At 71.3% G+C, this 26,279-nt stretch carries 31 protein-coding genes and 2 pseudogenes; 18 read left to right on the plus strand and 15 right to left on the minus strand.

Annotation, left to right across the window (positions count from 1 at the left end; translation table 11 throughout):
* Window positions 1-169: 169 nt before the first annotated feature.
* From ABZ877_RS23765 to ABZ877_RS23775, 3 genes are all read left to right on the plus strand, one after another.
* Window positions 170-520, plus strand: a complete 351-nt coding sequence (locus tag ABZ877_RS23765; protein WP_361074435.1) for a DoxX family protein — start codon at window positions 170-172, stop codon at window positions 518-520.
* A gap of 67 nt (window positions 521-587) precedes the next feature.
* Window positions 588-1,856 carry a methionine adenosyltransferase gene (gene metK, locus ABZ877_RS23770; protein ID WP_361074437.1) on the plus strand — a complete coding sequence of 423 codons (1,269 nt, stop codon included), beginning with the start codon at window positions 588-590 and terminating at the stop codon, window positions 1,854-1,856.
* Window positions 1,857-1,903: 47 nt separating this feature from the next.
* Window positions 1,904-2,536, plus strand: a complete 633-nt coding sequence (locus ABZ877_RS23775) for a 4'-phosphopantetheinyl transferase superfamily protein (protein WP_361074439.1) — start codon at window positions 1,904-1,906, stop codon at window positions 2,534-2,536.
* A 27-nt stretch (window positions 2,537-2,563) separates the two neighbouring features.
* Here ABZ877_RS23775 and ABZ877_RS23780 read toward each other — a convergent pair whose 3' ends face one another.
* The 5 genes from ABZ877_RS23780 to ABZ877_RS23800 all read right to left on the minus strand — a co-directional run bounded on the left by ABZ877_RS23780 (window position 2,564) and on the right by ABZ877_RS23800 (window position 7,933).
* Entirely contained in the window at window positions 2,564-3,454 is an 891-nt protein-coding gene (locus ABZ877_RS23780; RefSeq protein ID WP_361074441.1) for an STM4011 family radical SAM protein, read from the minus strand.
* Between the two features lie 7 nt (window positions 3,455-3,461).
* Window positions 3,462-4,853: an STM4012 family radical SAM protein gene (locus ABZ877_RS23785; RefSeq protein WP_361074443.1), complete on the minus strand. Its 1,392-nt coding sequence runs from the start codon at window positions 4,851-4,853 to the stop codon at window positions 3,462-3,464.
* Complete coding sequence (locus ABZ877_RS23790) at window positions 4,850-5,656, minus strand: STM4013/SEN3800 family hydrolase (protein ID WP_361074620.1); 807 nt, start codon at window positions 5,654-5,656, stop codon at window positions 4,850-4,852. The genes ABZ877_RS23785 and ABZ877_RS23790 overlap by 4 nt, the downstream gene beginning before the upstream one ends.
* 67 nt (window positions 5,657-5,723) lie before the next feature.
* Window positions 5,724-6,977 (minus strand): STM4014 family protein, encoded by a 1,254-nt coding sequence (locus ABZ877_RS23795; RefSeq protein WP_361074446.1) that lies wholly within the window; start codon window positions 6,975-6,977, stop codon window positions 5,724-5,726.
* Window positions 6,974-7,933 (minus strand): STM4015 family protein, encoded by a 960-nt coding sequence (locus ABZ877_RS23800; protein WP_361074448.1) that lies wholly within the window; start codon window positions 7,931-7,933, stop codon window positions 6,974-6,976. The genes ABZ877_RS23795 and ABZ877_RS23800 overlap by 4 nt, the downstream gene beginning before the upstream one ends.
* Window positions 7,934-8,108: 175 nt before the next feature.
* On the opposite strand from ABZ877_RS23800, the gene ABZ877_RS23805 reads away from it, so the two are divergent.
* On the plus strand, window positions 8,109-8,435 hold the full coding sequence (locus ABZ877_RS23805) for a hypothetical protein (RefSeq protein ID WP_361074450.1): 327 nt from the start codon (window positions 8,109-8,111) through the stop codon (window positions 8,433-8,435).
* Window positions 8,436-8,675: 240 nt separating this feature from the next.
* A complete protein-coding gene (locus ABZ877_RS23810; protein WP_361074452.1) occupies window positions 8,676-9,794 on the plus strand; it encodes a DUF6745 domain-containing protein in 1,119 nt (372 codons plus the stop codon).
* A 126-nt stretch (window positions 9,795-9,920) separates the two neighbouring features.
* On the opposite strand, the gene ABZ877_RS23815 is transcribed toward ABZ877_RS23810, so the two are convergent.
* Entirely contained in the window at window positions 9,921-10,172 is a 252-nt protein-coding gene (locus ABZ877_RS23815) for a hypothetical protein (protein ID WP_361074453.1), read from the minus strand.
* 182 nt (window positions 10,173-10,354) lie between these two features.
* Between ABZ877_RS23815 and ABZ877_RS23820 the strand changes: the two genes are divergently transcribed.
* Both ABZ877_RS23820 and ABZ877_RS23825 read left to right on the plus strand, forming a co-directional pair.
* On the plus strand, window positions 10,355-11,182 hold the full coding sequence (locus tag ABZ877_RS23820) for a helix-turn-helix transcriptional regulator (protein WP_361074455.1): 828 nt from the start codon (window positions 10,355-10,357) through the stop codon (window positions 11,180-11,182).
* 387 nt (window positions 11,183-11,569) lie between these two features.
* Window positions 11,570-11,989 carry an SHOCT domain-containing protein gene (locus ABZ877_RS23825; protein ID WP_361074457.1) on the plus strand — a complete coding sequence of 140 codons (420 nt, stop codon included), beginning with the start codon at window positions 11,570-11,572 and terminating at the stop codon, window positions 11,987-11,989.
* A 105-nt stretch (window positions 11,990-12,094) separates the two neighbouring features.
* On the opposite strand, the gene ABZ877_RS23830 is transcribed toward ABZ877_RS23825, so the two are convergent.
* Window positions 12,095-13,075 carry a C4-dicarboxylate transporter gene (locus tag ABZ877_RS23830; protein ID WP_361074459.1) on the minus strand — a complete coding sequence of 327 codons (981 nt, stop codon included), beginning with the start codon at window positions 13,073-13,075 and terminating at the stop codon, window positions 12,095-12,097.
* Between the two features lie 125 nt (window positions 13,076-13,200).
* Between ABZ877_RS23830 and ABZ877_RS23835 the strand changes: the two genes are divergently transcribed.
* Window positions 13,201-13,776 (plus strand): TetR/AcrR family transcriptional regulator, encoded by a 576-nt coding sequence (locus tag ABZ877_RS23835; RefSeq protein ID WP_361074460.1) that lies wholly within the window; start codon window positions 13,201-13,203, stop codon window positions 13,774-13,776.
* Window positions 13,777-14,045: 269 nt separating this feature from the next.
* On the opposite strand, the pseudogene ABZ877_RS23840 reads toward ABZ877_RS23835, so the two are convergent.
* Window positions 14,046-14,561, minus strand: a pseudogene (locus ABZ877_RS23840) (flavodoxin family protein); the annotation flags it as partial.
* Window positions 14,562-14,791: 230 nt separating this feature from the next.
* Between ABZ877_RS23840 and ABZ877_RS23845 the strand changes: the two are divergent.
* The 5 genes and pseudogenes from ABZ877_RS23845 (at window position 14,792) to ABZ877_RS23865 (ending at window position 18,424) form a co-directional block, all read left to right on the plus strand.
* On the plus strand, window positions 14,792-15,622 hold the full coding sequence (locus ABZ877_RS23845) for a helix-turn-helix transcriptional regulator (RefSeq protein WP_361074462.1): 831 nt from the start codon (window positions 14,792-14,794) through the stop codon (window positions 15,620-15,622).
* Window positions 15,623-15,670: 48 nt separating this feature from the next.
* Window positions 15,671-16,621, plus strand: a complete 951-nt coding sequence (locus ABZ877_RS23850; protein WP_361074464.1) for an alpha/beta hydrolase — start codon at window positions 15,671-15,673, stop codon at window positions 16,619-16,621.
* A gap of 89 nt (window positions 16,622-16,710) precedes the next feature.
* Window positions 16,711-16,878, plus strand: a pseudogene (locus ABZ877_RS23855) (alkene reductase); the annotation flags it as partial.
* Window positions 16,879-16,880: 2 nt separating this feature from the next.
* Window positions 16,881-17,411 (plus strand): SRPBCC family protein, encoded by a 531-nt coding sequence (locus ABZ877_RS23860; protein ID WP_361074466.1) that lies wholly within the window; start codon window positions 16,881-16,883, stop codon window positions 17,409-17,411.
* 98 nt (window positions 17,412-17,509) lie between these two features.
* The gene (locus tag ABZ877_RS23865) at window positions 17,510-18,424 is read left to right on the plus strand and encodes an NADP-dependent oxidoreductase (protein ID WP_361074468.1); all 915 of its coding nucleotides are present in this window, start codon (window positions 17,510-17,512) and stop codon (window positions 18,422-18,424) included.
* Window positions 18,425-18,497: 73 nt separating this feature from the next.
* Here ABZ877_RS23865 and ABZ877_RS23870 read toward each other — a convergent pair whose 3' ends face one another.
* The 3 genes from ABZ877_RS23870 to ABZ877_RS23880 form a co-directional block, all read right to left on the minus strand.
* A complete protein-coding gene (locus ABZ877_RS23870) occupies window positions 18,498-19,310 on the minus strand; it encodes an SAM-dependent methyltransferase (RefSeq protein ID WP_361074469.1) in 813 nt (270 codons plus the stop codon).
* Between the two features lie 89 nt (window positions 19,311-19,399).
* Window positions 19,400-19,618 (minus strand): DUF397 domain-containing protein, encoded by a 219-nt coding sequence (locus ABZ877_RS23875; protein WP_361074622.1) that lies wholly within the window; start codon window positions 19,616-19,618, stop codon window positions 19,400-19,402.
* Window positions 19,619-19,647: 29 nt separating this feature from the next.
* Window positions 19,648-20,520 carry a helix-turn-helix transcriptional regulator gene (locus tag ABZ877_RS23880; protein ID WP_361074471.1) on the minus strand — a complete coding sequence of 291 codons (873 nt, stop codon included), beginning with the start codon at window positions 20,518-20,520 and terminating at the stop codon, window positions 19,648-19,650.
* Window positions 20,521-20,836: 316 nt separating this feature from the next.
* Here ABZ877_RS23880 and ABZ877_RS23885 point away from each other — a divergent pair, with 316 nt between their 5' ends.
* Window positions 20,837-21,289, plus strand: coding sequence for an ATP-binding protein (locus tag ABZ877_RS23885; protein WP_361074473.1), 453 nt, complete (start codon window positions 20,837-20,839; stop codon window positions 21,287-21,289).
* Window positions 21,290-21,495: 206 nt separating this feature from the next.
* Entirely contained in the window at window positions 21,496-21,699 is a 204-nt protein-coding gene (locus ABZ877_RS23890) for a hypothetical protein (protein ID WP_361074475.1), read from the plus strand.
* Window positions 21,700-21,841: 142 nt separating this feature from the next.
* Here ABZ877_RS23890 and ABZ877_RS23895 read toward each other — a convergent pair whose 3' ends face one another.
* The gene (locus tag ABZ877_RS23895; RefSeq protein WP_361074477.1) at window positions 21,842-22,129 is read right to left on the minus strand and encodes a DUF6355 family natural product biosynthesis protein; all 288 of its coding nucleotides are present in this window, start codon (window positions 22,127-22,129) and stop codon (window positions 21,842-21,844) included.
* 318 nt (window positions 22,130-22,447) lie between these two features.
* Between ABZ877_RS23895 and ABZ877_RS23900 the strand changes: the two genes are divergently transcribed.
* Both ABZ877_RS23900 and ABZ877_RS23905 read left to right on the plus strand, forming a co-directional pair.
* Window positions 22,448-23,161 (plus strand): DUF4232 domain-containing protein, encoded by a 714-nt coding sequence (locus tag ABZ877_RS23900; RefSeq protein WP_361074479.1) that lies wholly within the window; start codon window positions 22,448-22,450, stop codon window positions 23,159-23,161.
* A gap of 120 nt (window positions 23,162-23,281) precedes the next feature.
* A complete protein-coding gene (locus tag ABZ877_RS23905) occupies window positions 23,282-23,617 on the plus strand; it encodes a hypothetical protein (protein ID WP_361074480.1) in 336 nt (111 codons plus the stop codon).
* A gap of 30 nt (window positions 23,618-23,647) precedes the next feature.
* Here the strand turns inward: ABZ877_RS23905 and ABZ877_RS23910 are convergent, their stop codons facing one another.
* The 3 genes from ABZ877_RS23910 to ABZ877_RS23920 all read right to left on the minus strand — a co-directional run bounded on the left by ABZ877_RS23910 (window position 23,648) and on the right by ABZ877_RS23920 (window position 24,762).
* A complete protein-coding gene (locus ABZ877_RS23910) occupies window positions 23,648-23,911 on the minus strand; it encodes a hypothetical protein (RefSeq protein ID WP_361074482.1) in 264 nt (87 codons plus the stop codon).
* Between the two features lie 45 nt (window positions 23,912-23,956).
* Window positions 23,957-24,382, minus strand: a complete 426-nt coding sequence (locus ABZ877_RS23915; RefSeq protein ID WP_361074484.1) for a DUF2267 domain-containing protein — start codon at window positions 24,380-24,382, stop codon at window positions 23,957-23,959.
* 179 nt (window positions 24,383-24,561) lie between these two features.
* Window positions 24,562-24,762, minus strand: a complete 201-nt coding sequence (locus ABZ877_RS23920) for a hypothetical protein (protein ID WP_361074486.1) — start codon at window positions 24,760-24,762, stop codon at window positions 24,562-24,564.
* A gap of 256 nt (window positions 24,763-25,018) precedes the next feature.
* On the opposite strand from ABZ877_RS23920, the gene ABZ877_RS23925 reads away from it, so the two are divergent.
* Window positions 25,019-26,203: a damage-control phosphatase ARMT1 family protein gene (locus tag ABZ877_RS23925; protein WP_361074488.1), complete on the plus strand. Its 1,185-nt coding sequence runs from the start codon at window positions 25,019-25,021 to the stop codon at window positions 26,201-26,203.
* The last annotated feature ends 76 nt before the right edge of the window (window positions 26,204-26,279 follow it).

The raw sequence follows: 26,279 nt of genomic DNA on the forward strand, positions 1-26,279 counted from the left end.
CGCACCAGGCATATTCGTGATCGTTGCCTGCCGTTTCCCCGGCCCCGGCGGCGCACGCTCTAGGGATCTCCTCGTGTCATGAACGCAAACATGGGGGACGGCCGTCCCCTCGCGGCCGACCGCCGTCCCTCCCCCCTGGAGAACCAGAGAACCGGAGAACCGGAGAACCGTGAGCATCAACTACGTCCTTCTCACCGTCGTCCTGTCGCTGGTCCTCGTGGGCTCGGCGCTGGCCAAGCTGAAGCGGCAGGAGGCTCTCGTCGCGAGCATGCGGGGGATCGGCGTGCCGGACGCCTGGCTGCCACGGCTCGCCGCGCTGGAGATCGCGGGAGCGGTGGGCCTGCTCGTGGGGCTGGCGTTCCGGCCGCTGGCGGTGGCCGCCGCCGTGGGGGTGATCCTCTACTTCGCCGGTGCCGTCGTCTTCCATGTCCGGGCGCACGACCGCAAGGGGCTGATCGCCCCGGGGGCCCTGGCCGTGGTGGCGCTCCTCGTGGGCCTGCTGGCCCTCCAGAACACCTGATCACAGCCCGCCCACAGGCCCGTACGGCCGCCCGCTCGCGGGCCGCCGCGACAACCACTGGAGAGATGTGTCCCGTCGCCTGTTCACCTCCGAGTCCGTGACCGAAGGTCACCCCGACAAGATCGCTGACCAGATCAGCGACACGATCCTCGACGCGCTGCTGCGGGAGGACCCGTCCTCCCGCGTCGCCGTCGAGACGCTGATCACCACCGGCCTGGTGCACGTGGCCGGTGAAGTCACCACCAAGGCGTACGCGCCGATCGCGCAGCTCGTGCGCGACAAGATCCTGGAGATCGGCTACGACTCCTCGAAGAAGGGCTTCGACGGCGCCTCGTGCGGGGTGTCGGTGTCGATCGGGGCACAGTCCCCGGACATCGCGCAGGGTGTCGACACGGCGTACGAGTCGCGGGTGGAGGGTGCCTCCGGCGGCAAGGAAGGTGACGAGCTGGACCGGCAAGGCGCCGGTGACCAGGGGCTGATGTTCGGCTACGCGACGAACGAGACGCCGACGCTGATGCCGCTGCCCATCTTCCTGGCACACCGCTTGTCGAAGCGGCTGTCGCAGGTCCGCAAGGACGGCACGGTCCCGTATCTGCGCCCCGACGGCAAGACGCAGGTGACCGTCGAGTACGACGGGGACACGGCGGTGCGCCTCGACACGGTGGTGGTGTCCTCGCAGCACGCCACGGACATCGACCTGGAGTCACTGCTCGCCCCCGACATCCGGAAGTTCGTCGTGGAGCCGGAGCTGAAGGCGCTCGTCGACGACGGCATCAAGCTGGAGACCGAGGGCTACCGCCTCCTGGTCAACCCGACGGGCCGCTTCGAGATCGGCGGCCCGATGGGCGACGCGGGCCTCACTGGCCGCAAGATCATCATCGACACGTACGGGGGCTACGCCCGCCACGGCGGCGGCGCCTTCTCCGGCAAGGACCCGTCCAAGGTCGACCGCTCGGCCGCATACGCGATGCGCTGGGTCGCCAAGAACGTCGTGGCCGCGGGTCTGGCCGCGCGCTGCGAGGTCCAGGTCGCGTACGCGATCGGCAAGGCCGAGCCGGTCGGTCTCTTCGTGGAGACCTTCGGCACGAACACGGTCGACACGGACAAGATCGAGACGGCGATCTCCGAGGTCTTCGACCTCCGCCCGGCCGCGATCGTCCGCGACCTCGACCTGCTCCGCCCGATCTACTCCCGCACGGCCGCCTACGGCCACTTCGGCCGCGAACTGCCCGAGTTCACCTGGGAGAGGACCGACCGCGTGGACGCCCTGCGCAAGGCGGCGGGCACCGCGCTCGGGCCGAACGGGCACCCGACGGCCGAGAACGCGCCATGCTGACCCCTGCCGGGTGCGCGGACCGGTGATGTGAACGAGGAGCCGGTGACATGATCGAACACATTCTCCCGCAGGGGGTCGCGGTCGCCGAAGCCTTCCACGACCCACCGGAGGCCACGGACCTCTACCCGCAGGAGGCCCGGCTCGTCGAGCAGGCCGTGGACTCGCGCCGACAGGAGTTCGCCACGGTACGGCGGTGCGCCCGCGAGGCCCTGGCCCGGCTCGGCCTGCCGCCCGTGCCGATCCTCCCGGACCGGTACGGCGCCCCCCGCTGGCCCGCGGCGGTGCTCGGCAGCCTCACCCACTGCGCCGGCTACCGGGCGGCGGTCGTCGCCCCCGTCGCCGACCTGCGACTCCTGGGCATCGACGCCGAGCCCGACGCCCCGCTCCCGCACGGCGTACTGGAATCCATCGCGCTCCCCTCCGAACTGCGACTCGTACGGCACCTGCTCGTACGGCGCCCGCACGTGCGCTGGGACCGCGCGTTGTTCAGCATGAAGGAGGCCGTGTACAAGAGCTGGTACCCGCACACCGGACAGCGCCTGGAGTTCGAGGACGCCGAGCTGGCCTTCGACGCGGACAGCCCCGTCTTCACCGCGCGCCTGCGCGTCCCGGCGGCCCCCCTTCTGGAGGGCCGCTGGATGGCGGAGAAGGGCCTGCTGGTCACCGCCATCGCGGCGTGATCGTCAAGCGAGTGTGCGAGGCGCGTCTCAGCCGGCCGGAGGTGACGTCCTGATCTCATGCGGCATCTCATGGGGCGGCGTCGCCGGTATCCGCTCCAGGATCCCGCCCGCGAAGACGTCGTACAGCGGCAGCGTCTCCAGATGGACGTAGCCGATGTGGCAGTCGCAGACCGCCAGCGGGCACGCCCGGGGGCCGAGCGCCGCACGCCAGGAACCGTCGTACAGATTGCCCAGTTCGCCCCGGACGAAGTGGCAGCGGCGCACCCTGCCCTCGCCGTCCACCGAGACGACCGAGGAACCGGTCCGGCAGGGCAGCCCCGCCGAGCGGTGCGGATGCCTGCTGTACGGGAAGAGGGGGTCGACCGCCGTCCACGCATCGGCCTCCTCGTCCGTGTAGGTGCGGCCCTCCGCCGCGTTCACCCACAGGTACACCTCGGACGGCAGCGCCTTGCGCAGTGCGCGGGCCTGCTCGAGATGGTCGGGGAAGCCGACCACGCCGACGCTGAACCGAACACCCCGCCGCGCCAGTTCACGTGTCTTGCCGAGGAAGCGCTCGTACGGCGTCTGCCCGGGGTGGAACGTGCACCACAGGGCCAGCGTCTCCAGGTCCGCCTCGGCGAGCCACTCGGTGCGGCAGCTCAGATTGGTCTGGATGGCGACGCGCGCGACGTGCTCGTGGTGCGACAGCTCGACCATCGCCTTGCGGTACCAGGACCGCACCAGCCCCTCGCCCCACGGCGTGAAAAGCACGGACAGCCGGTCCTCGCGCTGACCGGCCGCCCAGTCGGTGAACCGCCCGAGCGCCGCCCGGTCCGCCCGCAGCTGGGCGGGGGAGTCGCGGCGCTTGGCGAACGGGCAGTACGGACAGTCGTAGTCGCAGGAGGACAGCGGCCCCCGGTACAGCAGCGTCAGGTCCATCGGCCGGTCACCTCGGCTCGTACGCGGCCATCGCGGCACGCACCTCGGGGGAGAACAGCTCAGGACCGAGCGCGTCCGAGTGCGCCAGGCCCTCCGGCGTCAGCCGCAGCCGCCCCTCGTCGTCGGACGCGTCGTACGGTTCCAGCCAGCCGCGCGCGGCGAACGCCGCCAGCTCGGCGGGGAAGTCGTCGAACGGGTCCGTGCCGAACCGGTCTCGGTAGTCGTCCAGCGGCGCGCCGACGGCCTGCAACAGCGACTGCAGCAGATGGCGGCGGCGCGCCTCGTGCCCGTCGACGCGGCGCCCGTGGCGCGCCCGCGCGAACTCCCGCGACGGGGTGGCCGTGTAGTCGTCGATGATCGCGCGGATCTTCCGCATGTCGACGGCGTACTCGAAGGAGTAGTGCAGGGACGAGGTGTACGAGCGGGCGCCGCAGCCCAGGCCGATCATGCCGTCGGTCTGGCAGGCGTAGTCGTCCGGGCCCTGCGCGGGGGCGTCCGCGCGCCGGAACATGCGCATCGACACCTGCTCGTAGCCGTGCTCCAGAAGGTGGTCGCGGCCCTGCCGGTAAAGGCGGAGGCGCTGCTCGTCCCAGGCCCGGTCGGTGAGCGGGGCTGCGCCACGGTCCAGGCCGGTCAGCGGCCGGACGTAGAGCGGGTAGAGGTACAGCTCCTCGGGGCGCCAGGCGAGCGCCGCGTCGAGGGAGGCGCGCCAGCTCGCCGGGGTCTGGCCGTCGATGCCGTAGATCAGGTCAATGTTCAGGACCGGGACGTCCGTGTCCCGGATGCGGGTGAGGGCCGCCTCCACGTCCGCGCGGCGCTGCGGCCGGACGGCGGCGCGGGCCTCCGCGTCGACGAAGCTTTGCACGCCGATGCTGAGCCGGGTCGCGCCGCGCTCGGCGAGGACCGCGAGCCGGTCGGCGGTGGCCGTCGCGGGGGAGGTCTCCACGGACAGCGGCACCGTCCTGAGGTCCGCGCCCATGCGCAGCTCCGCGATGTCGCACAGCCGGGCCAGCTCGTCCGCGTCGAGGAACGTGGGCGTGCCGCCGCCGAACGCCGCGTTGGCGAAGCGCACGTCCGGGCCGTCCCCGAGCGCCTCGCGCACCGCCACCGCCTGCCGCTCCATGGCGTCCAGGTAGCGGCCCGTCAGCTCGTCCGGGGCGCCGATACGTGTGAACAGGTTGCAGAAGCCGCAGCGGACCTCGCAGAACGGTATGTGCATATAGAGGGAGAGCGCGCCCTTGAGCTCGTCGCGCCAGAGGTCTCGGAGCGCGGGGCGGTCCGGCAGCGGCCGGTACGCGGTCTTGTGCGGGTACGCGTAGACGTAGCTCTGGTACGGGCGCGGGACGTCGACGGGCGCGCTGCCGGTGTGTCCGGCCGCTTCGGTGCTGAGGGCGGTCATGCGGTCGGCTCCAGGAAGAAGTGGGCGTAGGGCACGGTCCAGACCGCTTCATGGCCGAGGCGGTGGCCGGTGTAGCCGTCGTCCCCGTACGTCGTGCCGTGGTCGGAGCAGACGATGGCGAAGCAGCGGCGGCGCGTGCTCATCGCCGCGAACAGCCGCCCCACGTGCCGGTCGATGTACTCCAGGGCGGCGGCATGGCTCTGCCGGGTGTCGCCCGACGCGCGCGTGGCGCCCGGCAGGTGGAACCAGTTGGGCTGGTGCAGCGCCGCCGCGTTGACGAACAAGAACAGCCGCTGCTCGTGCGGAAGTCGGGAGACGACCTGCTCCGCGCGCGCGACCTGCGACTCGAACGACGTCGGTGAGGCGACCCCGAACTCCGGCTCCCAGTGGCTCTCCTGGAACAGGCCGGGCAGGACATTGCCGAGGGCGCCCTGCCGGTTGAAGAAGCCGACGCCGCCGATGCACACGGTCCGGTACCCGGCCGCGGCCAGGCCCGACACCAGGTCCGGGGTGTCGAAGACATAGGTGCGGCCCGCCGTGGTCTCACTGCCCGCGAACCGCGCCGCGAACAGCCGCGGATGCGGGCCGGGCGTCGCGGGAGTGGGGAGGAAACCGGCGAACATGGCCTGGTGGGAGGCGTACGTGAAACTGCCCGGGGCGTGCCGCTTCTCCCAGGTGCCGCCCGGCAGATGCCGTGCCAGATGGGGGATGCGGCCCGCCTCGGCCAGCTCGACCGCCACGTCGTGGCGCAGGGTGTCGAGGGTGAGCAGCAGGAGGTCGTCGCGGCCCACCACCTCGTTCATGTCGGGATCGGCCAGCACACCGTCCGTGGTGGTCGAGGAGGCGGCGGCGGGTGGCGGCGAGGTGGTGTCAGATACGGGCATCGAGGGTCCTTGCGAGCGGGTGTGCGGCGGCAGAATTCACCTGGCGCGGGGTGCCGAACGCGGCCGGCGCTGACGCGGGGTGCTCGACGTCGCCGAAGTGACGGAGCACAGCGGCGACTTGGGCCGCGTAGGTGTCCTGACCCTCCGCGCCGCTGCCGGGTAGCCCGGTCAGGCGCGGCAGCAGATCGCCGAAGGCGTTGACCTCACCGACGGCGAAGCGCCGCCAGCCCACGGAGGGCAGCAGATCGACGCCGACGCAGAGAGTGCGGGGGAAACAGGCGGCGGCGCGCTCGCACAGCTCCAGGGCGTGCGCCCAGGACGCGCCCGCCGCGGCCTGCGCGGTGGAAAGCTCCCCGCGCAGACCACCGAGGTGGAGGTTGGTGAGAGGGGTCCGGCTGGTGCGCACCACCGCGTGCGTGGCGCGGCCCGCGACCACGACGACACGCAGGTCGGCCGCGCGTCCGTGCAACGAAGCCTTCGGCAGCCAGCGCTCGATGTGCAGCCCGTCGGGGGCCAGCGCGTCGACGATCGCCGCGATGTCGCTCTCGCGCGTGTAGCGCCGTACGCGCAGGGAGTTGTGCAGGGCACCGTCCGCCAACTCCACGGATGTCGTGGCGCGAACGCGGCCGGGCCCGGCCGTCTCCAGGGCGAGCACACCGGAGGCCGAGGAACCGTGGGCCGGTTTGACGAACACCCGGGGCATCCCGTGCTCCGCCATCAGCGCCCGTACGTCGTCCCAGCCGCGCACCCGGACGGCGCCGCCGGACGTGGGGGAGGGCGGGACGGCCACCCCCGCAGCGGCGAGGACGCGATGGCAGCGGCGCTTGTCGAAGAGCACGGCGACGTCGTCGGGGTCGTCGAGCCGGACACCGCCGTCGAGGGAGCGCACAGCCGTCAGGAACCGCCGGTACCACCGGGCGCCGCCCTCCACGCGCGTCGGATCGGACACGCCCCGCAAGGCGCGCTCGACCTCCTCGTCCTCGCCCGCCGAGTCGATCCGCACGATCTCGTCGGAGGCGAACGAGGCCCCGCCGTCGCGCAGGACGTCCCGCCACGCGACCACGCGCGGCGCCGGCAGCCCGGCATCCCGCACGGCGGCCGTGAACAGCGCCACCCGGCGGTTGTCCGGGTTGCCGACGACCGCGAGACGCAGCGGCGCCGGGCGGGGCGCCGCCGCGCCTGCCACGTCCCGGGCGCCGTCCGGCCCCACCGGTGTGCTCCGCCCGTTCCGCCCGGTCATTCGCCGACCGAGACGTACCGCCACACGGTGTCCCCGTCCTGGTCCTCGTCCGCGTCGTCGGCGTCGAGGTCGACCTGTACGCCCGCGGGCACCAGAGTGTCCAGGAAACGCTGACGCAGCCCGTCGCTCAGGTAGTTGTGGTGCAGATCGAGCTTGCTCAGATGCGTGAGCGGCTGACCCGCGAGGAGCGCGGTGGCGCCCTCGTCGGTGAGGACGCCCATCGACAGGTCGAGCGTGTCGAGCCGGGCCACCACCGGGGCGGCCGCCACGGCCGCCGCGATCTCGTCCTGGATCTCGCTGTCGCACAGCGCCAGGTGCTTCAGCGCCGGGAGCCGACTGCCCGTCAGGAAGGGCTCCAGGTCGGCCACGGTGGAGTCACCGCCGTAGTCCGAGGTGCCCAGCCACAGGGTCAGCCGGGTCAGGGCGGGCAGGTCGCTGGCCGCGATGCCGCGCACCACCTCGGCGGGCAGACCACCCGTCTGCACGGTGAGGGAGCGCAGCCGCTCGTGGCGCACCGCCGGGAACGCCAGGCTGGTCCCGCCGCGCACCCCGAACTCCGTCAGCTCCGGGAAGCCGTCGAGCAGCGGGGACACGTCACCCTGGATGATCCAGGAGATCTCGCACTCCTCGAAGACGATGTCCCCGAGGAACAGCGCGCGCAGCGCCGTCAGCCGCTCGCGCGCCTCGAGCAGCGCCGCGACGACCGGCTCGGGACCGCTCTCGAACGGCTCGCTCCACGAGCCGACCACGAGCGCCCTGACGCGGCCGAGGTCCACTGCCTCAGCGAACCGGGCGAACGCCTCCGGCCACGACTCCTGGCTGTCGTAGGAACCGACGGAGACCCGCCACGCGACGGCGTCGGCGGCGGGCAGCGCCGAGGTGTGCTTCGCGTCCACCGCCGGGAAGTCGAAGACGGGCAGGCCGTGCAGCTCCCGCAGGTGGTTTCCGATGGCCATGTCCGCCCCGTTCTCGATCCGTTCACGCCGTCCGCGATATCCGATGGAATGAAGTTGTATCAACCGGCACCGACAACGCCCGCCGCGGGGCGCCGCCCGGCCGCCGTTGTCAGACCCTGCCTCTACGGTCGGTGACGACGCGGCCGCACTCGGCGGACCGCGGGACGGGAGAGCCATGTTCCGGCAGGGAGACGTGCTGATCGTGCCGCTCGCGGAGGGTGCGGTGCCCCCGCACGTCGCGGACGCCCCCGACGAGCCGCGGGACGCCCGCGGACGGATGGTGCTCGCGCTGGGCGAGGTCACGGGCCACGCCCACGCGGTCGTCGGCCCCGGCCGCCTGGTGCGCGAGCCCGGCCCGTTCGGACCGCTGCTCCTCCAACTGCCCGACGGCGGACGGGTGGTGCACGAGGAGCACGCGGCGATACCGCTGCCCAAGGGCTGGTACCGGGTGATCCGGCAGCGCGAGTACGTGCCGGGATCGGTGCGGATCGTGGCGGACTGAGCGGCGGCCGGGACGACGGGTGAGCGCGGACGGGAGATGCGGGGGATGACCGACACGATGGGGGCACGGCAGATGACGGCGACGACGGCGACGACGGCGATGGCGGGGGCGACGGGAACGGCGGCAACGGCGGCAACGGCGGCAACGGCCATGGCAGGAGCGACGGGAACGGCGGCAACGACGGGAATGACTGGAACGGCGGAAGCAACGGCCATAGCGGGAACGGCGGAGACAACGGCCATGGCGCGAACGGCGGGAGCGGACTCACCGGTCGGGGTGGACGAGGCTCAGGAGGACGCGGGGAGCGCCAGCGCTGACCTGGCGCACTGGCGGGCGGTCGCCGCCGCCACCGGGCCCGCCGACCGGGCGGCGGCCGAGGCCGGTGTGCGGCACGCCTACCGCGCGGCCGGGCTGCAAGAGCCCGCGCGCATCCTGTGGGCGGACTCGCCGCGCGCCGCCGTACTGCTGCTCGTACAGCTCGCCGAAAAGGAGGAGCTGGGCGCCTCCGTACGCGACGCGGTGCGCAACAGGCCATGGGCGCAAGCCCGTGACCGGTTGCACGCGCGGCTGGGCCCGGGCGGCTGGGGTGCACACTGGAACGCCACGGGAGGCCGCCTGTGGGACACCACGCAGATGCTGGTCGACCGCATCCGGACGGGCATCGTGGAGGAGCTGGCCGCGCCGTCCAGAACCGTGGCGGGCGCACGGGACCGCAGGAGCGAGACCGCGATCCGGCTGACGCTCCTGGACGCGGTGCTCGGGCAGCACGAGGCCGCCTGGCTCAGCGCGTTCGACTCGTCCGGCGCGGAGTCGGAAGCCCGGCTGGCCGGGCTGGCGCAGGTGGCCCGGTCGGCCGGCTGGTGGTGGCCGTACGAGCGGGTGGCCGTGGTGTGCGAGCGTCCCACGGAGCTGCACCGCGACGAGGCGGGCCGCCTCGACAGCGCCACCGGCCCCGCCCTGGCCTTCCCCGACGGATTCGCGCTGCACGCCTGGCGCGGCATGCCGGTGCCCGCCGACTTCCTCGCCGGGCTCGCCGGACTGACCCCGCAACGCATCCGGGACGAGGAGAACGCGGAACTGCGCCGCGTGATGCTGGAGCACTTCGGGTACGACCGCTATCTGACGGAGTCGGGCGCGGAGCCCGTGCACCGGGACGAGACCGGCGTGCTGTGGCGGGTCCAGCTCCCCGGCGACGAGGACGTGGTGATGGTCGAGGTCGTCAACTCCACCCCGGAGCCCGACGGCACGCACCGCACGTACTGGCTGCGCGTGCCACCGCGCACGAGAACCGCGCGCGAGGGCGTCGCCTGGACGTTCGGGCTGCAACCGGAGGCGTACGAGCCCCAGCGCGAGACGTGAGCCCGGAAGTCGCCCTTGCGCTCGCACAGGTCGAGTGCGGCCGTCACCTCGTCGCCCGTGACCCTGCCCGGGGTGTGGCAACCAGCCAGGCGGGAGGGGTATGAAAACCTCGGCGCCGACGGCGTCCTACCCGTGGCGCTCCCGGCCTCGGGCCAGAAGTGTCGTACCGGCGACGACGGAGCCGATGGCCAGGACTTTGGCGGCTCCGTAGTACTGGGACCAGTTGTCACCGGCCGCGCTGCCCCACACGAGCCACAGCAGCAGTGCCAAGCCGATCGCGACGAGGACGACCCCGCCCAGCGGACCGAGACCGGCCCACCAGGGGGCGTCCGCGGTCGGCGGGGCCTCGGCGCCCCGGTCTTGTTCGCGCTGGCCCATCGTGGTTCCTCTCCTACGACCATGATCTTTCGCCAGAAGACGCCGACCGTCACGACGAGGTTCCCGATGAGATCCGCGGAACCTTTCCTGAGCCAGGGATAAACAGTCCCCGGTTAAGGGCGGCCTTCATGGGGTTTTCGGCATGCGCCAGTATGGGCGTGTCGAACAGGGGAGGGCGGGCGATGGACCGGGCGTTGCTGGCGGATTTTCTGCGTGCGCGTCGTGAGGTGTTGCAGCCGGAGGATGTGGGGCTGCCTCGCGGGCCGCGGCGGCGCACCGGTGGGCTGCGGCGCGAGGAAGTGGCGGCGCTCGCCGGGATGTCGGCCGACTACTACAGCCGGATCGAGCAGCAGCGTGGTCCGGCGCCGTCGGAGCGGATGCTCGTCGCACTGGCCCGGGCGTTGCGGCTCAACCTGAGCGAGCGGGACCATCTCTTCGCCCTCGGCGGGATCGCGGCGCCGCAGCGGATCGTCCGGGACGACCATGTCGGTCCCACCATGATGCGGATCGTCGCCGGGCTGTCGGACGTGCCCGCCATTGTGCTGTCGCGGTTCGGTGAGGCGCTTCTGCAGACGCGTCCGGCGGTGGCGTTGCTGGGTGACTTCACGCAGTACTCGGGGCTGTCCCGGTATCTGGCCTATCGCTGGTTCACCGGTGATCCGCGGATACGTGGGCTGTATCCGGCGGAGGATCATGAGGTGCGGGGGAGGGTGTTCGCCGCGGAGGTCCGGGAGGCGTACACGTCCGACCCCACGGGGAAGGCAGGGGAGATCGTCGCGGCCCTGCTGGAGGCGAGTCCCGAGTTCGCGGAGATCTGGAAGCGGCATGAGGTGGGGGTGACCCACCACCACGACCTGAAGCGCTACCTGCACCCGGAGTTGGGGGAGTTGGAGCTCTACTCCGAGATGCTGGTCGACCCCGAGCAGTGCCAGCAGTTGCTCGTCTTCACCGCCGAACCCGGTTCCCCGAGCCATCAAAAGCTCCAGTTCCTGGCAGCGGTCGGCCACTGAGGACTACCACCGGCATCGCCCCAGCCCCCACCGGCTACCGCCGACCCGGGGCTCCCCTCAAGACCGCCTGATCCGGTCCTGCTGCACGTCGAAGCAGACCAGCCCCAATCAACGGCCTGACCGACCAGGGCGAGGTCGCCATACGTGAACGGCACCGGGAACGGTGAGCGCCGGACGGGTCAGGGTGGTGCGGGAGGCGACCGGCGCGTTCCGCCTCCCGTAGCTCACCTTGTGCGGGTGATGCCATTGCGGTCGTCACGCCGCTCAATGGCAGGCAACTGCCGCGGAGAAGGTGCAAGGTCGCGATGCCGCTTCGGTGGTGTTCACAACCCGGCAGGCCCGCGGCAGCACACCGTTCGGACGAACGGTGTCAGGAAGGAGGAGATCGTGGCTGATTCCGTCACCCTCGCGTACGACTATCCGATGCTCGGCGTCTTCTGGACCACGTTGTGGCTGTTCCTGTGGATCCTCTGGTTCTTCCTGCTCTTCCGCATCTTCGGTGACCTGTTCCGTGACGACGAGCTGAACGGATGGGCCAAGGCGGCCTGGATCATCTTCGTGATCGTGCTGCCTTTCCTCGGGGTCTTCGTCTACGTCCTCGTCCGGGGCCGCGGCATGGGCCACCGCGAGACGACCGCCGCACAGGCCCGCCAGGAGGCTTTCGACGCGTACGTACGCCGGACCGCGGCGAACGACGCATCGCGCGCCACGCAGGCCGACGAGCTGACGAAGCTGTCCCAGCTCAAGGAGCGCGGCGACATCTCGGAGGAGGAGTTCCAGCGAGCCAAGGGCAAAGTCCTGCACTGACCCGCTGACGGCAACGGTTGCGATCCCCGTACGAGTCACCCGGCCTCGGCACAGGCACCGCGAAGGGTCCGCCTCTGCGGCGGCCCCTTCGCGGCGCCGACCGGCTCAGATGTGCTGGACGTGCCCGTGCCGCAAGTGCCGGTGCGGCCGGGGCAGGACGGCGAGGGAACGGACGGCTATGGCGCCGATCAGTCCGGTGGCCAGAGCGAGGATCGTCCAGCTCAGAGCGGTACTCCAGGCCGACGTGGACAGCGAGAGCATGCGCAGCCCGTAGGTCGCGCTGGCGGCGATGGTGAACGTGAAGGCCCAGAAGCCGAGGGTGAAGTCCATCCGCAGGTAGCGGGGCAGCAGGAAGAGGTGGGGGAGCAGGAGGGCGGCGAGGGTGCCGAGGAGGGCGGTCTGTACCTCGTCCCGGACGGGTCCGGCAATGGCCCACCAGGCGTTGCCGGCGACCGCCGGGGGCGCGGAGAACACCGCGAGCGTCGGCAGGAGCGGGACCGGGATCGCGGGTCCGGTGGCGAAACGTGTCAGGAGCAGTGCCCCGATCAGCACCCAGAAGACGATGCCGACGGCGAACAGGGCGGTAGCGGCCTCCCGATGACCGATGGCGGCGACGGACTGGGCCGCGATCAACGAGGCCGCCACGGTGGGCAGCAAGTACGCACCGTGCAAGGACACCGCTTCGCGCGGCACGGTCAGGAGCGTGGCCACGAACCAGGCCCCGAACGCGGCACTGAACGCCAGCGCGATCCAGACCAGGAGTCGGCCCAGCGCGGGCTGCTCGTCCGCCAGCCGGGCGCTCAGCAGTGACGCGACGGCGGGCGCCAGCGCCGCGAACGGACCGGCGACCGGGTTGCGCAGGTCTTCCGCGAGCCCGTGCGGCCCAGCGGTCGTGAGGTAGCGCGTGAGGATGAGCGCCCAGACCACGGCTGCCACGACCCAGAGCGCGTCGCCGACCACGGCAGGTGCCCCCAGGAGCCCGTCGGCCGCGGTCCAGGTGCCCGCGAGACCGGCCAGACCGAGCCCCGCACCCAACGTGTTCAGCGGAAGTCTGGGGCCGGGACGGGCGGCGGTGTCTTCTGCCATGGTCTCTTCCTTTCTTGTGGCGTCGGCGGCGAGGCCGATCGCTCGGCAGGACAATATGACCGGTCGTCTTAAAGGTCAAGCGGCACCGCTTGACGGGCCTAAGGCGACCGGCCATATTGGGAGACATGCCTCGAGTGAGCGTCAAGGAAAAGCTGGTCGAGCACGCGGAGACCGTGTTCCGTCGACAGGGGTTTAACGGAGCGAGCGTGCAGGACATCACCGACGCTGCCGGCGTGCCGAAGGGCTCGTTCTACAACCACTTCAAGAGCAAGCAGGCGCTGGCCGCGGAGATCGTCCGCCGCTACAGCGGTCGCACCGACTTCACGATGCTGGAGGCGGCGGACGAGCGCCCGGCGGTGGAGCGGCTGCGGGCACACTTCGCCGGGCAGGCGGCCCGTACGAAGGGGACCGGCATCGAGTTCGGCTGTCTGCTGGTCACCATGGCGAGTGAGGCCCCGACGGCGGGCGAGGAGGTCGGTTCGGCCGTCCGCGGCAGCATCACCGACTGGATCGACGCCTTGACGGGCATCATCGAAGAGGGCCAGCGGGCCGGGGACATCACGTCCTCCGCGCCCGCCCGCGACCTGGCGGCCTTCCTCATCGACGCCTTCGAGGGAGGCGCCCTGCGCGGCAAGGTCGCGAAGGACGCCGACGCCTCCATGCGGTCGTTGGACCTGGCCCTGGGCGCCCTCACCCGCTGAGCCGCCCGGCCCGGTCGGGGTGGCCCGTCCGCCTGTGACGGGCCCTGTGCGAGTAGCAGGCGGCAACGAACACCCGGGCGCCGTACATGGCTCCCGCCCAGCCATGTACGGCGCCCGGGTGTGCACACGTGTGAGTCAGGCGGCGTCGACCGAGCCGCCGCGGGTGTCACTGGCACGCCCCTGCATGACGTACGTACGGCGTGTCATCGCGGCCGTCGTCCTGAGAGAAGGCGGAGGTCGGCCGTCACGGCGACCGCTGTTGGCAAGGGTCAGGCCGCCGTGGTGAGGGCGAGGCGGCCCGCCTTCATGGCCGCCGCGTGACGGCTCACCCGCGCGCCGAGGTGTTCGGCGGTGGCGATGTCGGCGGCGTGAACGGTGTCGACCCCGCCGTCCATGGGTGTCTGCGCGCCCGCCCCGGCCCAGAATCCGAGCCGGTTCAGGTCGTTCTCGGAGGCGGTGGTGCTGTTCCAGCCGGGGGCGAGGCCCAGGCTGACCCAGAGCATCTGGTGCTGGGCCGCGAGTGCGGCGAAGAAGGCGAGCGTGTTGCTCTTGTCGCCGCTCTTGGAGGCGGAGTTGGTGAACCCGGCGGCGAGCTTGTCCGCCCAGCGTCCCTCGACGAACCGGCGGCTGGTGGCCTCGGCGAAGGCATGGAAACCGGCGGAGGCGCCGCCCATGTAGGTGGGGGAGCCGAAGATGATTGCGTCGGCCCCGTCCAGCTGTTGCCATTGCTCGTCGCTGATGTCCTCCACGTTCACGAACGCCACGTCGGCGCCCGCGTCGACCGCTTCGCGTCCCCGCCGCCCACAAGGAGCCCGCCATGACCGGAACTTCGTCCCAGCGCCCGACCGTCGCCGTCGCCTATCACTCGGGCTACGGCCACACCGCGGTACTGGCCGAAGCCGCGACAGACCACCGGTCCGCCCGTCCACGGACAACTTGTCCCTGGTTGAAATGAGCCTTCATCCGCCTCACCGGCCACGTCAGGATCGACGTGTCGAACAGGGGAGGGCGGGCGATGGACCGGGCGTTGCTGGCGGATTTTCTGCGTGCGCGTCGTGAGGTGTTGCAGCCGGAGGACGTGGGGCTGCCTCGCGGGCCGCGGCGGCGCACCGGCGGGCTGCGGCGCGAGGAGGTGGCGGCGCTGGCCGGGATGTCGGCCGACTACTACAGCCGGATCGAGCAGCAGCGTGGTCCGGCGCCGTCGGAGCGGATGCTCGTCGCGCTGGCCCGGGCCTTGCGGCTCAACCTGAGCGAGCGGGACCATCTTTTCGTCCTCGGCGGGATCGCGGCGCCGCGGCGGATCGTCCGGGACGACCACGTCAGCCCGACGATGATGCGGGTCTTCACCAGCCTCTCCGACGTACCGGCGATATTGCTGTCGCGGTTCGGTGAGGCGCTTCTGCAGACGCGCCCGGCCATCGCGTTGCTGGGTGACTTCACGCAGTACTCCGGCCTGGCCCGGTACGTGGTCTACCGCTGGTTCACCGGCGATCCGCGGATCCGTGGCCTGTATCCCGTCGAGGACCATGCGCTGCGGGGGAGGGTGTTCGCCGCGGGGATCCGGGACGCGTACACGTCCGATCCCACGGGGAAGGCCGGGGAGATCGTCGCGGCCCTGCTGGACTCCAGTACGGAGTTCGCACGGGTCTGGCGGCTGCACGAGGTGGGGGTGACCCATCACCACGACCTGAAGCGCTACCTGCACCCCGAACTCGGGGAGTTGGAGCTGTACTCCGAGAGGGTGCTGGATCCCGAACAGCGCCAGACGCTCCTGATCTTCACCGCCGAACCCGGCTCTCCCAGCCAGGCCAAGCTGCAACTGCTGGTCGCCGTCGGCCGCCCCTGACCGGCGGCGGCTCCGCCCCACCCACTACCCGAGAAAGCCGATACAGCCATGTCTCTCAGCCTTGACCCCGAGTTCGCCCGCGTGTTCGCCCCCATGGCCGAGGCCATGGCGGGCGCCACCCCTCCGCCGGTCGGCGACATCGCCGCACGGCGTGCCATGTGGGAGCCGATCATCGGCGCCGCCTCGGCGGCCCAGCCGACGCCGGCCGACGTCACGACGACCGAGTACTACGCCACCACCGACGACACCACGCGGATCACGATGCGCTGGTACGCCAAGACGGGCGCCCCGGCCGGACCCGCCGCGCTGTTCTTCCACGGCGGCGGCTACATCTTTGGGCACATCGACCTGTTCGACGGGCCCGTCGCCCGCTACGTCTCCGCCAGCGGGGTGCCGATGCTGTCGGTCGAGTACCGCCGCGCCCCCGAACACCCCTTCCCCGCCGCGCTCGAGGACGCGTACACCGCCCTGCGCTGGCTGCACGAACACGCGGACGAGCTGGGAGTCGATCCCGCGCGGATCGGGGTGATGGGCGACAGCGCGGGCGGCGGTCTGGCCGCGGGGCTGTCGATCCTCGCCCGGGAGCGCGGCGGCCCGGCCGTCGCCCGGCAGATCCTGCTCATGCCGATGCTCGACGACCGCACCCCCGCGCCCGACCCGCACATCGAGCCCTACCTCCTGTGGTCCTACGACGACAGCCGCACCGCGTGGCCGGCTCTGCTCGGCGACGCCGCGGGCGGACCCGACGTGCCCGCCGCGGCCGCCCCGGCCAGGCTCGACGACGCGACCGGTCTGCCGCCCGCCTACATCGAGGTCGGCCAGCTCGACGCCTTCCGCGACGAGAACCTCGCCTACGCCCTCGAACTCAGCCGCGCCGGCGTACCCGTGGAGTTCCACCTCCACCCGGGCGTCCCGCATGAGTTCGACTCCATCGCCCCCACCACCGACGTCGCCCGCCGGGCCTTCGCCGACCGCGTGCGCGCCCTCGCCTCCCTCTGACCCCGCCGGCGCCACCCCACACACGTACGGCTCCGTACGTGTCCAGCGCAGAAAGCACTTCTCACATGGCTCTCTGGACCCCTGTCGCCGTCGGCGCCGTCGGCGCCGCGGCCCTGGCCAACCCCGACCTGCCGCACCGCATCCGTACGGGCGCCCCGCTCAACGAGCCCGACCCGGCCACCTTCTACGGCGGCTACCACCGCGGCTACACCGACTACCCGGCCCTGTCCACCGTCCCCACCGCCCTTGCGAGCTGACCATGACCACTCTCCTCATCGGCCCCGACGACCGCACCGTCACCATCACCGTCCAGCAGCGCACCCGCGTCGCGCCCCGGGACGCGTTTCCCGTCCTGGTGCCCATCGACCTCCCCACCGTCTTCCGCCCGGTGGCCCCCTTCCCCGGGATCAGCAGCGTCGAGAACCAGACCGAGAGCTGGGACCACGTGGGGGCGCGAAGAAACCCCCAGTTCGACGACGGCTCCCAAGCCGATGAAGAACTCACCGAGTACGTACCGGACGCGAGCTTCGCCTACCAACTGACCAACTTCACCAATGTCCTCGCCCGTCTCGCGGCCGGGGTCCGTGGCGAGTTCAATGTCAACCCCGACGGCGACGGCACCCTCATCCGCTGGACCTACGAGTTCAAGCCGCTGCCCGGCCGCCGCTGGATCCTCGCCGGTCCCTTCGCCCCGCTCTGGCGCCGCTACATGACAGCCGCCCTCGACCGGTGCGTCCACGTCATCGAGGCGCAGAACAGCAGCAGGCGGATGCCGCTCAGCGCCGGGTGACGGCACGAGGCAGCGCCACTGCGCTCCCGTCCGGACGACGCGTCCCGGCACATTCCTTGAAGCTCACCACACCACTCAACCACTTGGGAGTTACGGTCATGAAGGCCATCGTTTTCGACACGTTCGGCGGCACCGAGGTCCTGCACGAGGCGGACCTGGAGATCCCCCAGCCCGGCCCCGGCCAGGTCCGCGTCCGCATCCGCGCCATCGGCGTCAACCCGGTCGACGGCAAGATCCGCTCCGGCGCCATGGAAGCCATCTTCCCCACCACCCTGCCCGCCGTCCCCGGCGGCGAGATCGCCGGCACCGTCGACGCCCTCGGCGACGGCGTGCACAACCTCAAGATCGGCGACGACGTCCTCGGCTGGTCCGACACCGGCTCCTACGCCCAGTACGCCCTCGCCGACGCCACCGTCCTCGCCCCCAAACCCGCCACCCTCACCTTCCCCCAGGCCGCCGCCCTCCCCGTCGCCGGCGACGGCGCCGACCGCGCCCTGGACCTCCTCAACCTCACAGCCGGCGAGACCCTGCTCATCCACGGCGCCTCCGGCGCGCTGGGCACCATCGCCGTCCAGCTCGCCGTCGCCCGCGGCGCCCGCGTCCTGGGCACCGCGAGCCCCGCCAACCAGGACTACGTCACCTCCCTCGGCGCCACCGCCCTCGTCTACGGCGACCACCTCGTCGACCGCGTCCGCGCCCTCGCCCCCGACGGCATCGACGCCGTCCTGGACGCCGCCGGCAAGGGCGCCCTGGAAGACTCCATCACCCTGCGCGGCACCACCGACCGCATCGTCACCACCGCCGACTTCCGCGCCCGCGACCTCGGCATCGTCTTCTCCGAAGGCCCCCAGCGCCGCGACGCCACCCGCCTCGCCGAACTCGCCCGCCAGGCCGCCGACGGCACCCTGACCGTCACCGTCGGCGCCACCCACCCCCTCACCCACGCCGCCACAGCCCAACAGGCCAGCGACGCCGGACACAGCCGCGGCAAGCTCGTCCTCACCGTCGACTGAGCACACACCCGCGGGATACCGGCCTCACACCACAGGGCCGGTCTCCCGCGGCCAAGCCACGCCCGACGCCCCGTCAGGGCTTGATGCCCACACCCGCCAACAGGCTGATCTCCGCGTCCGCGGGTTCGGTGCCGTCGGGCGGAGTGGCGGGGCGCCAGCGGTGGCAGCAGCAGATCCCGGGGGCGATGAGGTCCAGGCCCTCGAAGAAGCGGGCCACGTCGCTGTGGGAGCGGAACCGGACCGGTGTCCCGGCCGCGGTGTACGCCTTGGCGACGTTGTTCCAGGTCTCGGGGTCGAAGTCCGGGGTGCAGTGGTTCATGGCCAGAGCGCTGCCGGAAGGCAGGACGTCGAGGAGCCGGCGCACGATGGCGTAGGGGTCGTGCGGATCGGTGACGAAGTGCATGAGCGCGTTGAGGGAGAGCGCGATGGGCCGGTCGAAGTCGAGGACCTCGGCGTCCTGCACGGCGTCGATCAGCGTCTCGGGGTCGGTGACGTCCGCCTCGACGTAGGCCGTCTGTCCCTGGGCCGTGCTGCGCATCAGGCGCTCGGCGTACTTGAGGACGAGGGGGTCGTTGTCGGCGTACACCACGCGCGCGTCGGGAGCGACGGACTGGGCGACCTGGTGCAGATTCGGCTCGGTGGGAATGCCGGTGCCGATGTCCAGCCACTGGCGGATGCCGTGTTCCTGGGCCAGCACGCGAGTGGCCCGGTGCATGAACGCCCGGTTCTCGCGGGCGGTCACCGGCAGGCCGGGATGGGCCTTGGCGGCGAGCAGAGCGGCTTCCCGGTCGACGTCGAAATGGTCCTTGCCGCCCAGAAAGTAGTCGTACATCCGTGCCGAGTGCGCCCTGCTGGTGTCGAGATCCCGGCCGTCTTGCCTTGTCATGTGCTCCCTTTCGCGTGGCTGGTGGTCGGTTCGCGGGCCAGGGACGAGGAGAGGCGCCGACGGTCCTCGTCACGGTGCGGTCGCCCGCGTCACCCGGTGATCAGGTGGTCGGCCAGGCCCTCCTTGACGCCGCGCACGAACGCGGCGATCTCCTCGGGCTCGCAGATCAGCGCCGGTCCGGCAGGGTCGGTCGACTGGCGCAGGGCCACCCGGCCGTCGGCGAGCCTCTTGGTCTCCACGCACTGGCCGCCGTTCGGCCCGCTCCAGGGCCGCAGCCAGCCCCTCTCGCCCAGCTCCAGAGCGGGCATCCCGTTGTAGATGTCCTCATCAGTGCGTCTCACGCGTACTCCTTGCGCATGCGTTCCAGAAGCTTCCTGCTGTCCCGGGAGGAGGTGAGCAGCGCCATCCGGGAGTGCGCCTCCAGGTGGGCAACGACGTCCGGACGCTGGTCCAGGTAGACGGCGGCCGAGAGCAACTCGCTGTAGACGATGTCGGGCAGTTCGGGTTCCTCGAAGCGGAAGTACGTGAAAGGGGCGCACGCCCCGACGTGCGCCCCCGCGGTGAACGGCACGATGTCGACACTGACGTGCGGGAGTTCGGAAGCGTCGAGCAGCCGGTCGATCTGTTCGCGCATCACCTCGGGTCCGCCCACCTCGCGGTGCAGGACGGCCTCCTCCATGACCACCCACAGCGTGGGGGCGTCCTCCCGCTCCAAAAGCGACTGGCGGCGCAGCCGCAGCTCCACACGGCGGGTGATCTCTTCGTCGCTGCCGTTGGGCAGCCCGCCGCGCAGGACGGCACGCGCGTAGGCGGGGGTCTGCAGAAGGCCGCTCACGTACTGCGGTTCGTACGTGCGCAGGGTCTTGGCGCCGGTCTCCAGGCTGACGTAGGCGGTGAACCAACTGGGGACCGCGTCACGGTAGGAGTGCCACCAGCCCGGCTTGTTGGCCTGTTCCGCCAGGTCGACGAACTCCTCGATCTCACGGCGCTGCGCACCGTAGGTCTCCAGCAGCTTCTCCACGTACAGCGGTTTGAGAGCGACCTCGGCCTTCTCCAGCCGACGGATCGTCAGGGTCTTCACCCGCAGCGCCTTCGCCGCGTCCTCCAGGGAGGCGCCGGCCGTGAGCCGCATGTCCTGCAGCCGACGGCCCAGGATCATGCGCAGGACGGTCGGCGCGCTGGTGCTGGTGCCGGACCGGGCATCGCTCACATCCCACCTCCTGAGCACACGTCAACAGCAGCATTGTGACCCTGACTTGATGTCGACGCCAGGGTGATACCCATCTGCTGAAATTATCAGGAAGCAGGTTGCGGCGTGAGGTGATCACGCGCATAGTCGGCGTATGCGCGGCCACGCCCATCGTCCTGACGCAGCGTCCGGCCACCAGGCCGGGGGCCGCACGCGGATGCTCCCGCCGGTAGCCACGGCACGGCGTCCGACGGGCCAGACGCACCGCACCGCTCACGCCGCAGTCCGCACCCTCAGACCGCGCCTGCCCCACGACAGGCCCTGGAAGGCGACCCCTGTGACCTGGCCCCCGACCCCGGCCTCCACGGCAGCCTTGGCCACCCCCGCACCGTGCTACGAGTACTGGTTCGTCCTGCCCGCCCTGTCCACCAGCGCGAGAGACGCCCGCAACACCGTCCGTGACCGGCTCGGCGCCTGGCAGGTGCCCGAGGACACCTGTGACGACGCGGTCCTGATGGTCTCCGAACTGGCCACGAACGCGGTGCTGCACACGGACAGCGAACAGATCCTGTGCGGCCTCACCCTGAGCGGCGAGCGGCAGCGCCTGCGCATCGAACTCCACGACGGCGGCCGCACCCCGCTCCGGCCGCCCGAGCCGCACGCCGACTTCTGCCAAGAGGGCGGCCGGGGCCTCATCCTCGTCCGGGAACTCGCCGACCGCTGGGGCACCGCTCGCTCGACACGCGCCGAAGGAAAGGTCGTCTGGGCGGAGCTGAACTCCTGCTCCTGACCGAGGTGTTCCGCACCTGGAACGCCCCTCCATCCACCTGATCGACTTGATCGACCCGATCGACCCGATATCCGTGATCTCCACTTGAAGAAGGCAGCCATGAGCCCCTACGGCGCAATCACGCTTCATGCCACGCCGTACGCCTGGACAGACCGCACGTCGGCCACGCACGGGACGGCCGCGCAGCGCGAGGTGGGTGGCGGGTCATGAGGCACTTCGAAACGCCGGGCTACATGCAGGGTTCAGCCATGGGTCTGCGGGTGTTCCCCCAGAACGGACAGGACGAGTACCGCACCTATTTGGACCACCTGATGAACTGCGCGGAGTGCGACACGCTGCCCGGCCGATGCGGCGTGGGCCAGGCGCTGCACCACGCCTATCGGGCGGCGCGCGGCGACGAGCAGCGGTAGCGGCGTGGCGCGCCGAACGGCACGGACGGGAAGGCGGGCAGAGGGCCGCTAGTCGAGGGCCCGGTACTCGGGGGACGGGTTGGTCCGGGGGAGCGGCCATGGTGACCGTTCCCCCGAACGAGTGATGGATGGTGTCCGCAGGTCAGCAGGTCCGGCCGGTGTACCAGGCGCCGTCGACGTCGGACGCGGAGCCGATCCAGGTCACGCCCGGCCCCACGCACATCTCACTGTTGGGTCCCCAGTCGTCGACCTCGATGACGATGTGGGAGCCGTCCGAGGTGCAGTGGTTGTAGTAGGCGTCGGAGTGGGTCTTGTAGAAGCCGCAGGGGTCCGCCGCGGCGGGAGCGGCGTTGAGGGTCACGGCTCCGGCGGAGGCGAGGGCGAGAGCGACGGCGCTGAGAGCACTGGTCGCGAGACGACGAAGGCGCATAACAAACTCCAAACCGTGGAGATGGGCCGAACCGCGGGCGTATGCCGGTCCGTTGGCGACGACTGAGATTCGCAGCTCCGGGCAGGTCGTCCGGTCTCCGTGGGCGCTGTTCACCCGGCGGATCGATTCCCTTGTCGACCGATCGACTGATTTTCGGTGGGTGCCGGAATGATGCGCGGGCGAGGCGTGTGTGCGCGGGGGTGAGAGAGCTGGTTCGCCTGTGACAGAACGGAGACGGGGCGGTGGGCCCGCTGTAACTCGATGCGGGATACAAAGATTGCAGACCGCATGCACCACGCTGCTCTTGTTGGGGGAAACATGAAGTACACCCGCACCGCCGCTGTCGCCGCCGTCGGCATGGCCGCCGCGCTCTCGCTCACCGCGTGTGGCAGCGGCAGCTCCTCGGGGACGAATTCCTCGGCCAAGGGCGCCTCGTCCTCGTCCGGCTCGTCTGGCTCGTCTGCCTCATCCGAATCGGCCGCGCCTCCGGCGGGGAACGCGCAGTCGCCGGGCAGCACCTCGGACTCCGGTGGCGACACCCGGACCGGCAACGACGTGAAGACCGACTCCGGCAAGGGTGCCGACAGCGGGGCCGCCGCGAAGGGCGCGTCGCAGACCGCAGGCAAAGTGACCTTCTGCAAGACCGGGAACCTGGCCATCAGCGCCGTCGATGCCGCGCCCGACAAGACCGAGGGCCGCATCGACATCACCATGGTCAACCGGGGGTCGACGACCTGCTCGGTGACCGGTTTCGCGGGCGTGGACATCACGGACGCCGATCACACCACCAGCCCGATCGAGCGCGGCCACGCCCAGCCGCGCATCACGGTCCTGAAGCCCGGTGAGGCCGCCATCTTCAACCTCGCCTACCCCATCGACAACAGCGGCAACAGCCTCACCTCCCCGACCAAGCTCCTCGTGACGCCCCCGAACGAGACCCACACCGTGACCCTGAAGTGGCCGGCGGGCGCCGGTGCCATCAAGGGGGCCTACACCGATGTACAGGTGTATCCGACGCACACCACCAAGTGACGGTGCCGCTGGCCGGCCCTGATCGGGGTCGGCCGGCGCGGTGCGGTGGATCCGTCCTTCCGTGAGATCGTCGTGCTCGTGATCGAGACCTGGGCACTCCATGACGACGACCGTCTCCCCGTGTCGTCCGAGACAGTGACGGACGTTCTCCGGTCGAGGATCGAGAACGGCCGGTTCGAGACGTGGCTGATCAGCTCGACAGGGCGGTCACTGGCCTTCGCCACGAACACCCGGCGCGCCCTGCTGATCCTGAGTACGGAGGAAGGCGATCCCGGCGAGCGTGCCGTGGAGCCCGGAGCCGAGGGGCTGAGTGACGGGTTCGTTCTGTCCAACGGGCAGCATGACGCGTACCCGGACCGGGACACCGTGCTCCTCGGCGAGGCGTTCAGGGTGGTGGAGCACATCGTTGGCACGGGCCTGTGGCCTGCGGACGCACGGCGGGTCGTCGACCGCTGACGGCGGCCCCGGGCACCGGGATCGAGTCCCTCAGCCGACCTCGTTCCGCAGGAACTGGGCAAGCGCCGTACCGGGACGGAACGCAGCCGTCTCACCGTCCATGTGGAAGCTGCCGAAGCTGCCCACGACGACGGTCTCGCGCCTGCTCAGCGCCTCGGCGATGGACCCCGGGTGTTCCACGGTGCCGAAGAGGGAGTCGAAGACCCGCTCGACGTTCTCGGAGGTGAGCTGCCCGCCCTGCCCTCCGTTCGCCGCCGCGTCGGTGGTCGTCTCGACGAGCTGCTTCTTGTCCATGCGTCCTGCCTGACGGTTGAAGACGTGAAGGTGAGGCCGAGCAGTTCAGTCCTGGTCGTCCCTGGCGCGGCCCGAGGGCAGGAGTTGGCCGATGTCGGCCGGCAGCGCGGCCGCCAGCTTCTCCGTCAGCTCCGGGGTGAGGGCGGCGTCGAGCACCTCAAGGACGCCCGCGGCTTCCCGCAGCGCGGTGTCCTCGTCCGTCGCCGCGCGAACGGCAACGCGACCGGCGAACACCGTGAGGTCGAACCGCTCCCCCGACCCGGTCTGGTGGCCGTCGGCGGAGGGTTCCGTCACCGGCTCTACGGCGGCGGCAAGGGTGGGCGGCAGCTGGGCGGCCATGTGCTTCGCGAGCCCCGACGGCAGCCGCTCGGCCAGCGTCTCCAGCACGGCCCGCGTCGCCCGCTCGGCCGATCCCCGGTCCGGAAGCTGAGTGAGCGCCTGAACCTTGCCGATGATCTCGTCGTGATGCATGAGGTCGATGTCCTTCCTCTCGCTTGCGCCGAGCCCGGGCCACGCCCATCGGTGTGCCCTCGGGCCGCCGTTCGAGCCGAGCGGCGGCCCGAGGGCATGGTCGGGCCGGACTGCGGTACCGGTCGGAGTCAGCGCGCGGCGTAGAGCAGGACAGGTGAGACCGGCGTCTGCGGGTGTGGTCAGGGGAGCAGCTTGTCCAAGGCGGCCCGGCCCTCTGTGGCGAGCTTGTGCTCGGCCCAGGCGAGGTTCGCCGGGGTGATGTCGCGTCCGGCGGCCAGCACCAGGTCCTCGGGCGAGACCTCACCGTCGGAGCCGGTGTGCGTCAGCGCGTCGGGGGTGGTCGCGTCGGGCTGCGGGGTCGAGTCGGAACGCTCGTTCACAGGGGTCCTCCTATGGTGCCCAGCGGGGACAGACTCCCTTCACCCCACACGGCGCCATGGCGCCCCGCAACCCGGGCGCGACGGGCGCAACGCGGCACACCTCGGCCATCCCACCCGTCCTGCCCCGTCCCACCCGTGCAACCGCACCTGTCGTCACACTGGGTCTGGACGTCACGCGCACGGACCGAACCGCCGACCAGATGCAGCCATCCGAACGACGAATGACGAACGACGAAGAACCGAGGACTTGCGAGCCATGCACCCAGACGACGACGCCGGAGCTCCCGTCATCCGAAGCGACGAACACGGATCCTTCGCCCGGAGCGTGCTGGCCGAACGGCATCCGGCCCTCATCCAGAAGGTCCGCGACGCCTTCCCCTACGAGCCGGAGCAGCACCGGGCACTGGACGCACTCCTGGAGAACGCCATGCACGGCGTGATCGAACCGCTCCCACCCGGTGCTCACGACGCGTCGCAATGGCAGGACTGGGGACGCGAGTACTTCGGCACGTCCTGGTTCGACGCGCCGTTCCTGTGGGCGGAGAGCTACTTCTACCGCAGGCTCCTGGAGGCGGTGGGTTACTTCCCGCCGGGGCCCTGGCAGGGCGTCGACCCCTTCCGCCCGTTCAAGCAGGCGGAGCTGCGCACCGAGGAGGCCGACGCGGAACTCGCCGCCCTCGACCGGCTCGCCCCGCTGCCCGCAGCGGACCAGGCACAGGCGCTGCTCCTGAGTTCGCTGTGGGGCAACCGTGCCGACCTCGGTTTCCGTATCTCCGCAGGCGGTGAAGGTGTCGCGGACGTCGACTCCCGCATCGTCGCGGACGACTCGGCGCTGCTGTGGTCCCTGTTGACCGCCGGAGCCGCGGCCACCGTGTGCCTGGTCGCGGACAACGCGGGCCGCGAGCTCCTGCCCGACCTCGTCCTCATCGACCATCTGCTCCGGCACCGGCTCGCCGAGCGCGTGGTCCTGCACGTCAAGCCGTACCCGTACTACGTGTCCGACGCCACCACCAGCGACGTGATCGATTGTCTCCGCCGCCTGCGGAAGGCCAACGGTGCGGCGGCATCGCAGACCGGCGAGCGTCTGTGGTCCGCGATGAACACCGGTCAGCTCATCATCCGCGCCCATGCCTTCTCCTGCGCCCCGCTCCCTTACGCGGACATGCCCGACGACCTGCGCGCCGACTTCGCCGGGGCCGCGCTGACGGTGTTCAAGGGCGACCTCAACTACCGGCGCCTTGTCGGGGACCGACTGTGGCCGCCGACCACCCCCTTCGCCGAACGCACCGCTTACTTCCCCGGCCCGGTGGCCGCACTGCGCACGCTCAAGTCCGACGTCGTCGTCGGGCTCGACGCGGCCACGGAGGAGGCGCTCGTGGCAAGGCATGAGCAGAAATGGCGTACGAGCGGCACGCACGCGCTCATCCAGGTCCGGCCTTGAACCCGCGCCACCCCCGCTCTCGCGGCGGCCACCGGAGCCAGGAGGGCGTGGCTCGGCTAGAGTGCGGCGCCAGTGT

It is taken from the genome of Streptomyces sp. NPDC046939 (assembly GCF_040644575.1).
In the GTDB taxonomy this organism is placed as follows: Bacteria; Actinomycetota; Actinomycetes; order Streptomycetales; family Streptomycetaceae; genus Streptomyces.

Bases quoted from the DNA above. Each gene is read 5' to 3' on its own strand.
- ABZ877_RS23865 (WP_361074468.1), top strand. From the start codon at position 17,510: ATGAAGGCCATCGTTTTCGACACGTTCGGCGGCACCGAGGTCCTGCAC.
- ABZ877_RS23830 (WP_361074459.1), bottom strand. From the start codon at position 13,075: ATGGCAGAAGACACCGCCGCCCGTCCCGGCCCCAGACTTCCGCTGAAC.
- ABZ877_RS23805 (WP_361074450.1), top strand. From the start codon at position 8,109: ATGTTCCGGCAGGGAGACGTGCTGATCGTGCCGCTCGCGGAGGGTGCG.
- ABZ877_RS23795 (WP_361074446.1), bottom strand. From the start codon at position 6,977: ATGACCGGGCGGAACGGGCGGAGCACACCGGTGGGGCCGGACGGCGCC.
- ABZ877_RS23860 (WP_361074466.1), top strand. From the start codon at position 16,881: ATGACCACTCTCCTCATCGGCCCCGACGACCGCACCGTCACCATCACC.
- ABZ877_RS23915 (WP_361074484.1), bottom strand. From the start codon at position 24,382: ATGCATCACGACGAGATCATCGGCAAGGTTCAGGCGCTCACTCAGCTT.
- ABZ877_RS23895 (WP_361074477.1), bottom strand. From the start codon at position 22,129: ATGCGCCTTCGTCGTCTCGCGACCAGTGCTCTCAGCGCCGTCGCTCTC.
- ABZ877_RS23810 (WP_361074452.1), top strand. From the start codon at position 8,676: ATGGCGCGAACGGCGGGAGCGGACTCACCGGTCGGGGTGGACGAGGCT.
- ABZ877_RS23845 (WP_361074462.1), top strand. From the start codon at position 14,792: ATGGACCGGGCGTTGCTGGCGGATTTTCTGCGTGCGCGTCGTGAGGTG.
- ABZ877_RS23910 (WP_361074482.1), bottom strand. From the start codon at position 23,911: ATGGACAAGAAGCAGCTCGTCGAGACGACCACCGACGCGGCGGCGAAC.
- ABZ877_RS23835 (WP_361074460.1), top strand. From the start codon at position 13,201: ATGCCTCGAGTGAGCGTCAAGGAAAAGCTGGTCGAGCACGCGGAGACC.
- ABZ877_RS23850 (WP_361074464.1), top strand. From the start codon at position 15,671: ATGTCTCTCAGCCTTGACCCCGAGTTCGCCCGCGTGTTCGCCCCCATG.
- ABZ877_RS23780 (WP_361074441.1), bottom strand. From the start codon at position 3,454: ATGGACCTGACGCTGCTGTACCGGGGGCCGCTGTCCTCCTGCGACTAC.
- ABZ877_RS23870 (WP_361074469.1), bottom strand. From the start codon at position 19,310: ATGACAAGGCAAGACGGCCGGGATCTCGACACCAGCAGGGCGCACTCG.
- ABZ877_RS23775 (WP_361074439.1), top strand. From the start codon at position 1,904: ATGATCGAACACATTCTCCCGCAGGGGGTCGCGGTCGCCGAAGCCTTC.
- ABZ877_RS23820 (WP_361074455.1), top strand. From the start codon at position 10,355: ATGGACCGGGCGTTGCTGGCGGATTTTCTGCGTGCGCGTCGTGAGGTG.
- ABZ877_RS23790 (WP_361074620.1), bottom strand. From the start codon at position 5,656: ATGAACGAGGTGGTGGGCCGCGACGACCTCCTGCTGCTCACCCTCGAC.
- ABZ877_RS23815 (WP_361074453.1), bottom strand. From the start codon at position 10,172: ATGGGCCAGCGCGAACAAGACCGGGGCGCCGAGGCCCCGCCGACCGCG.
- ABZ877_RS23785 (WP_361074443.1), bottom strand. From the start codon at position 4,853: ATGACCGCCCTCAGCACCGAAGCGGCCGGACACACCGGCAGCGCGCCC.
- ABZ877_RS23925 (WP_361074488.1), top strand. From the start codon at position 25,019: ATGCACCCAGACGACGACGCCGGAGCTCCCGTCATCCGAAGCGACGAA.
- ABZ877_RS23900 (WP_361074479.1), top strand. From the start codon at position 22,448: ATGAAGTACACCCGCACCGCCGCTGTCGCCGCCGTCGGCATGGCCGCC.
- ABZ877_RS23800 (WP_361074448.1), bottom strand. From the start codon at position 7,933: ATGGCCATCGGAAACCACCTGCGGGAGCTGCACGGCCTGCCCGTCTTC.
- ABZ877_RS23890 (WP_361074475.1), top strand. From the start codon at position 21,496: ATGAGGCACTTCGAAACGCCGGGCTACATGCAGGGTTCAGCCATGGGT.
- ABZ877_RS23875 (WP_361074622.1), bottom strand. From the start codon at position 19,618: ATGCCCGCTCTGGAGCTGGGCGAGAGGGGCTGGCTGCGGCCCTGGAGC.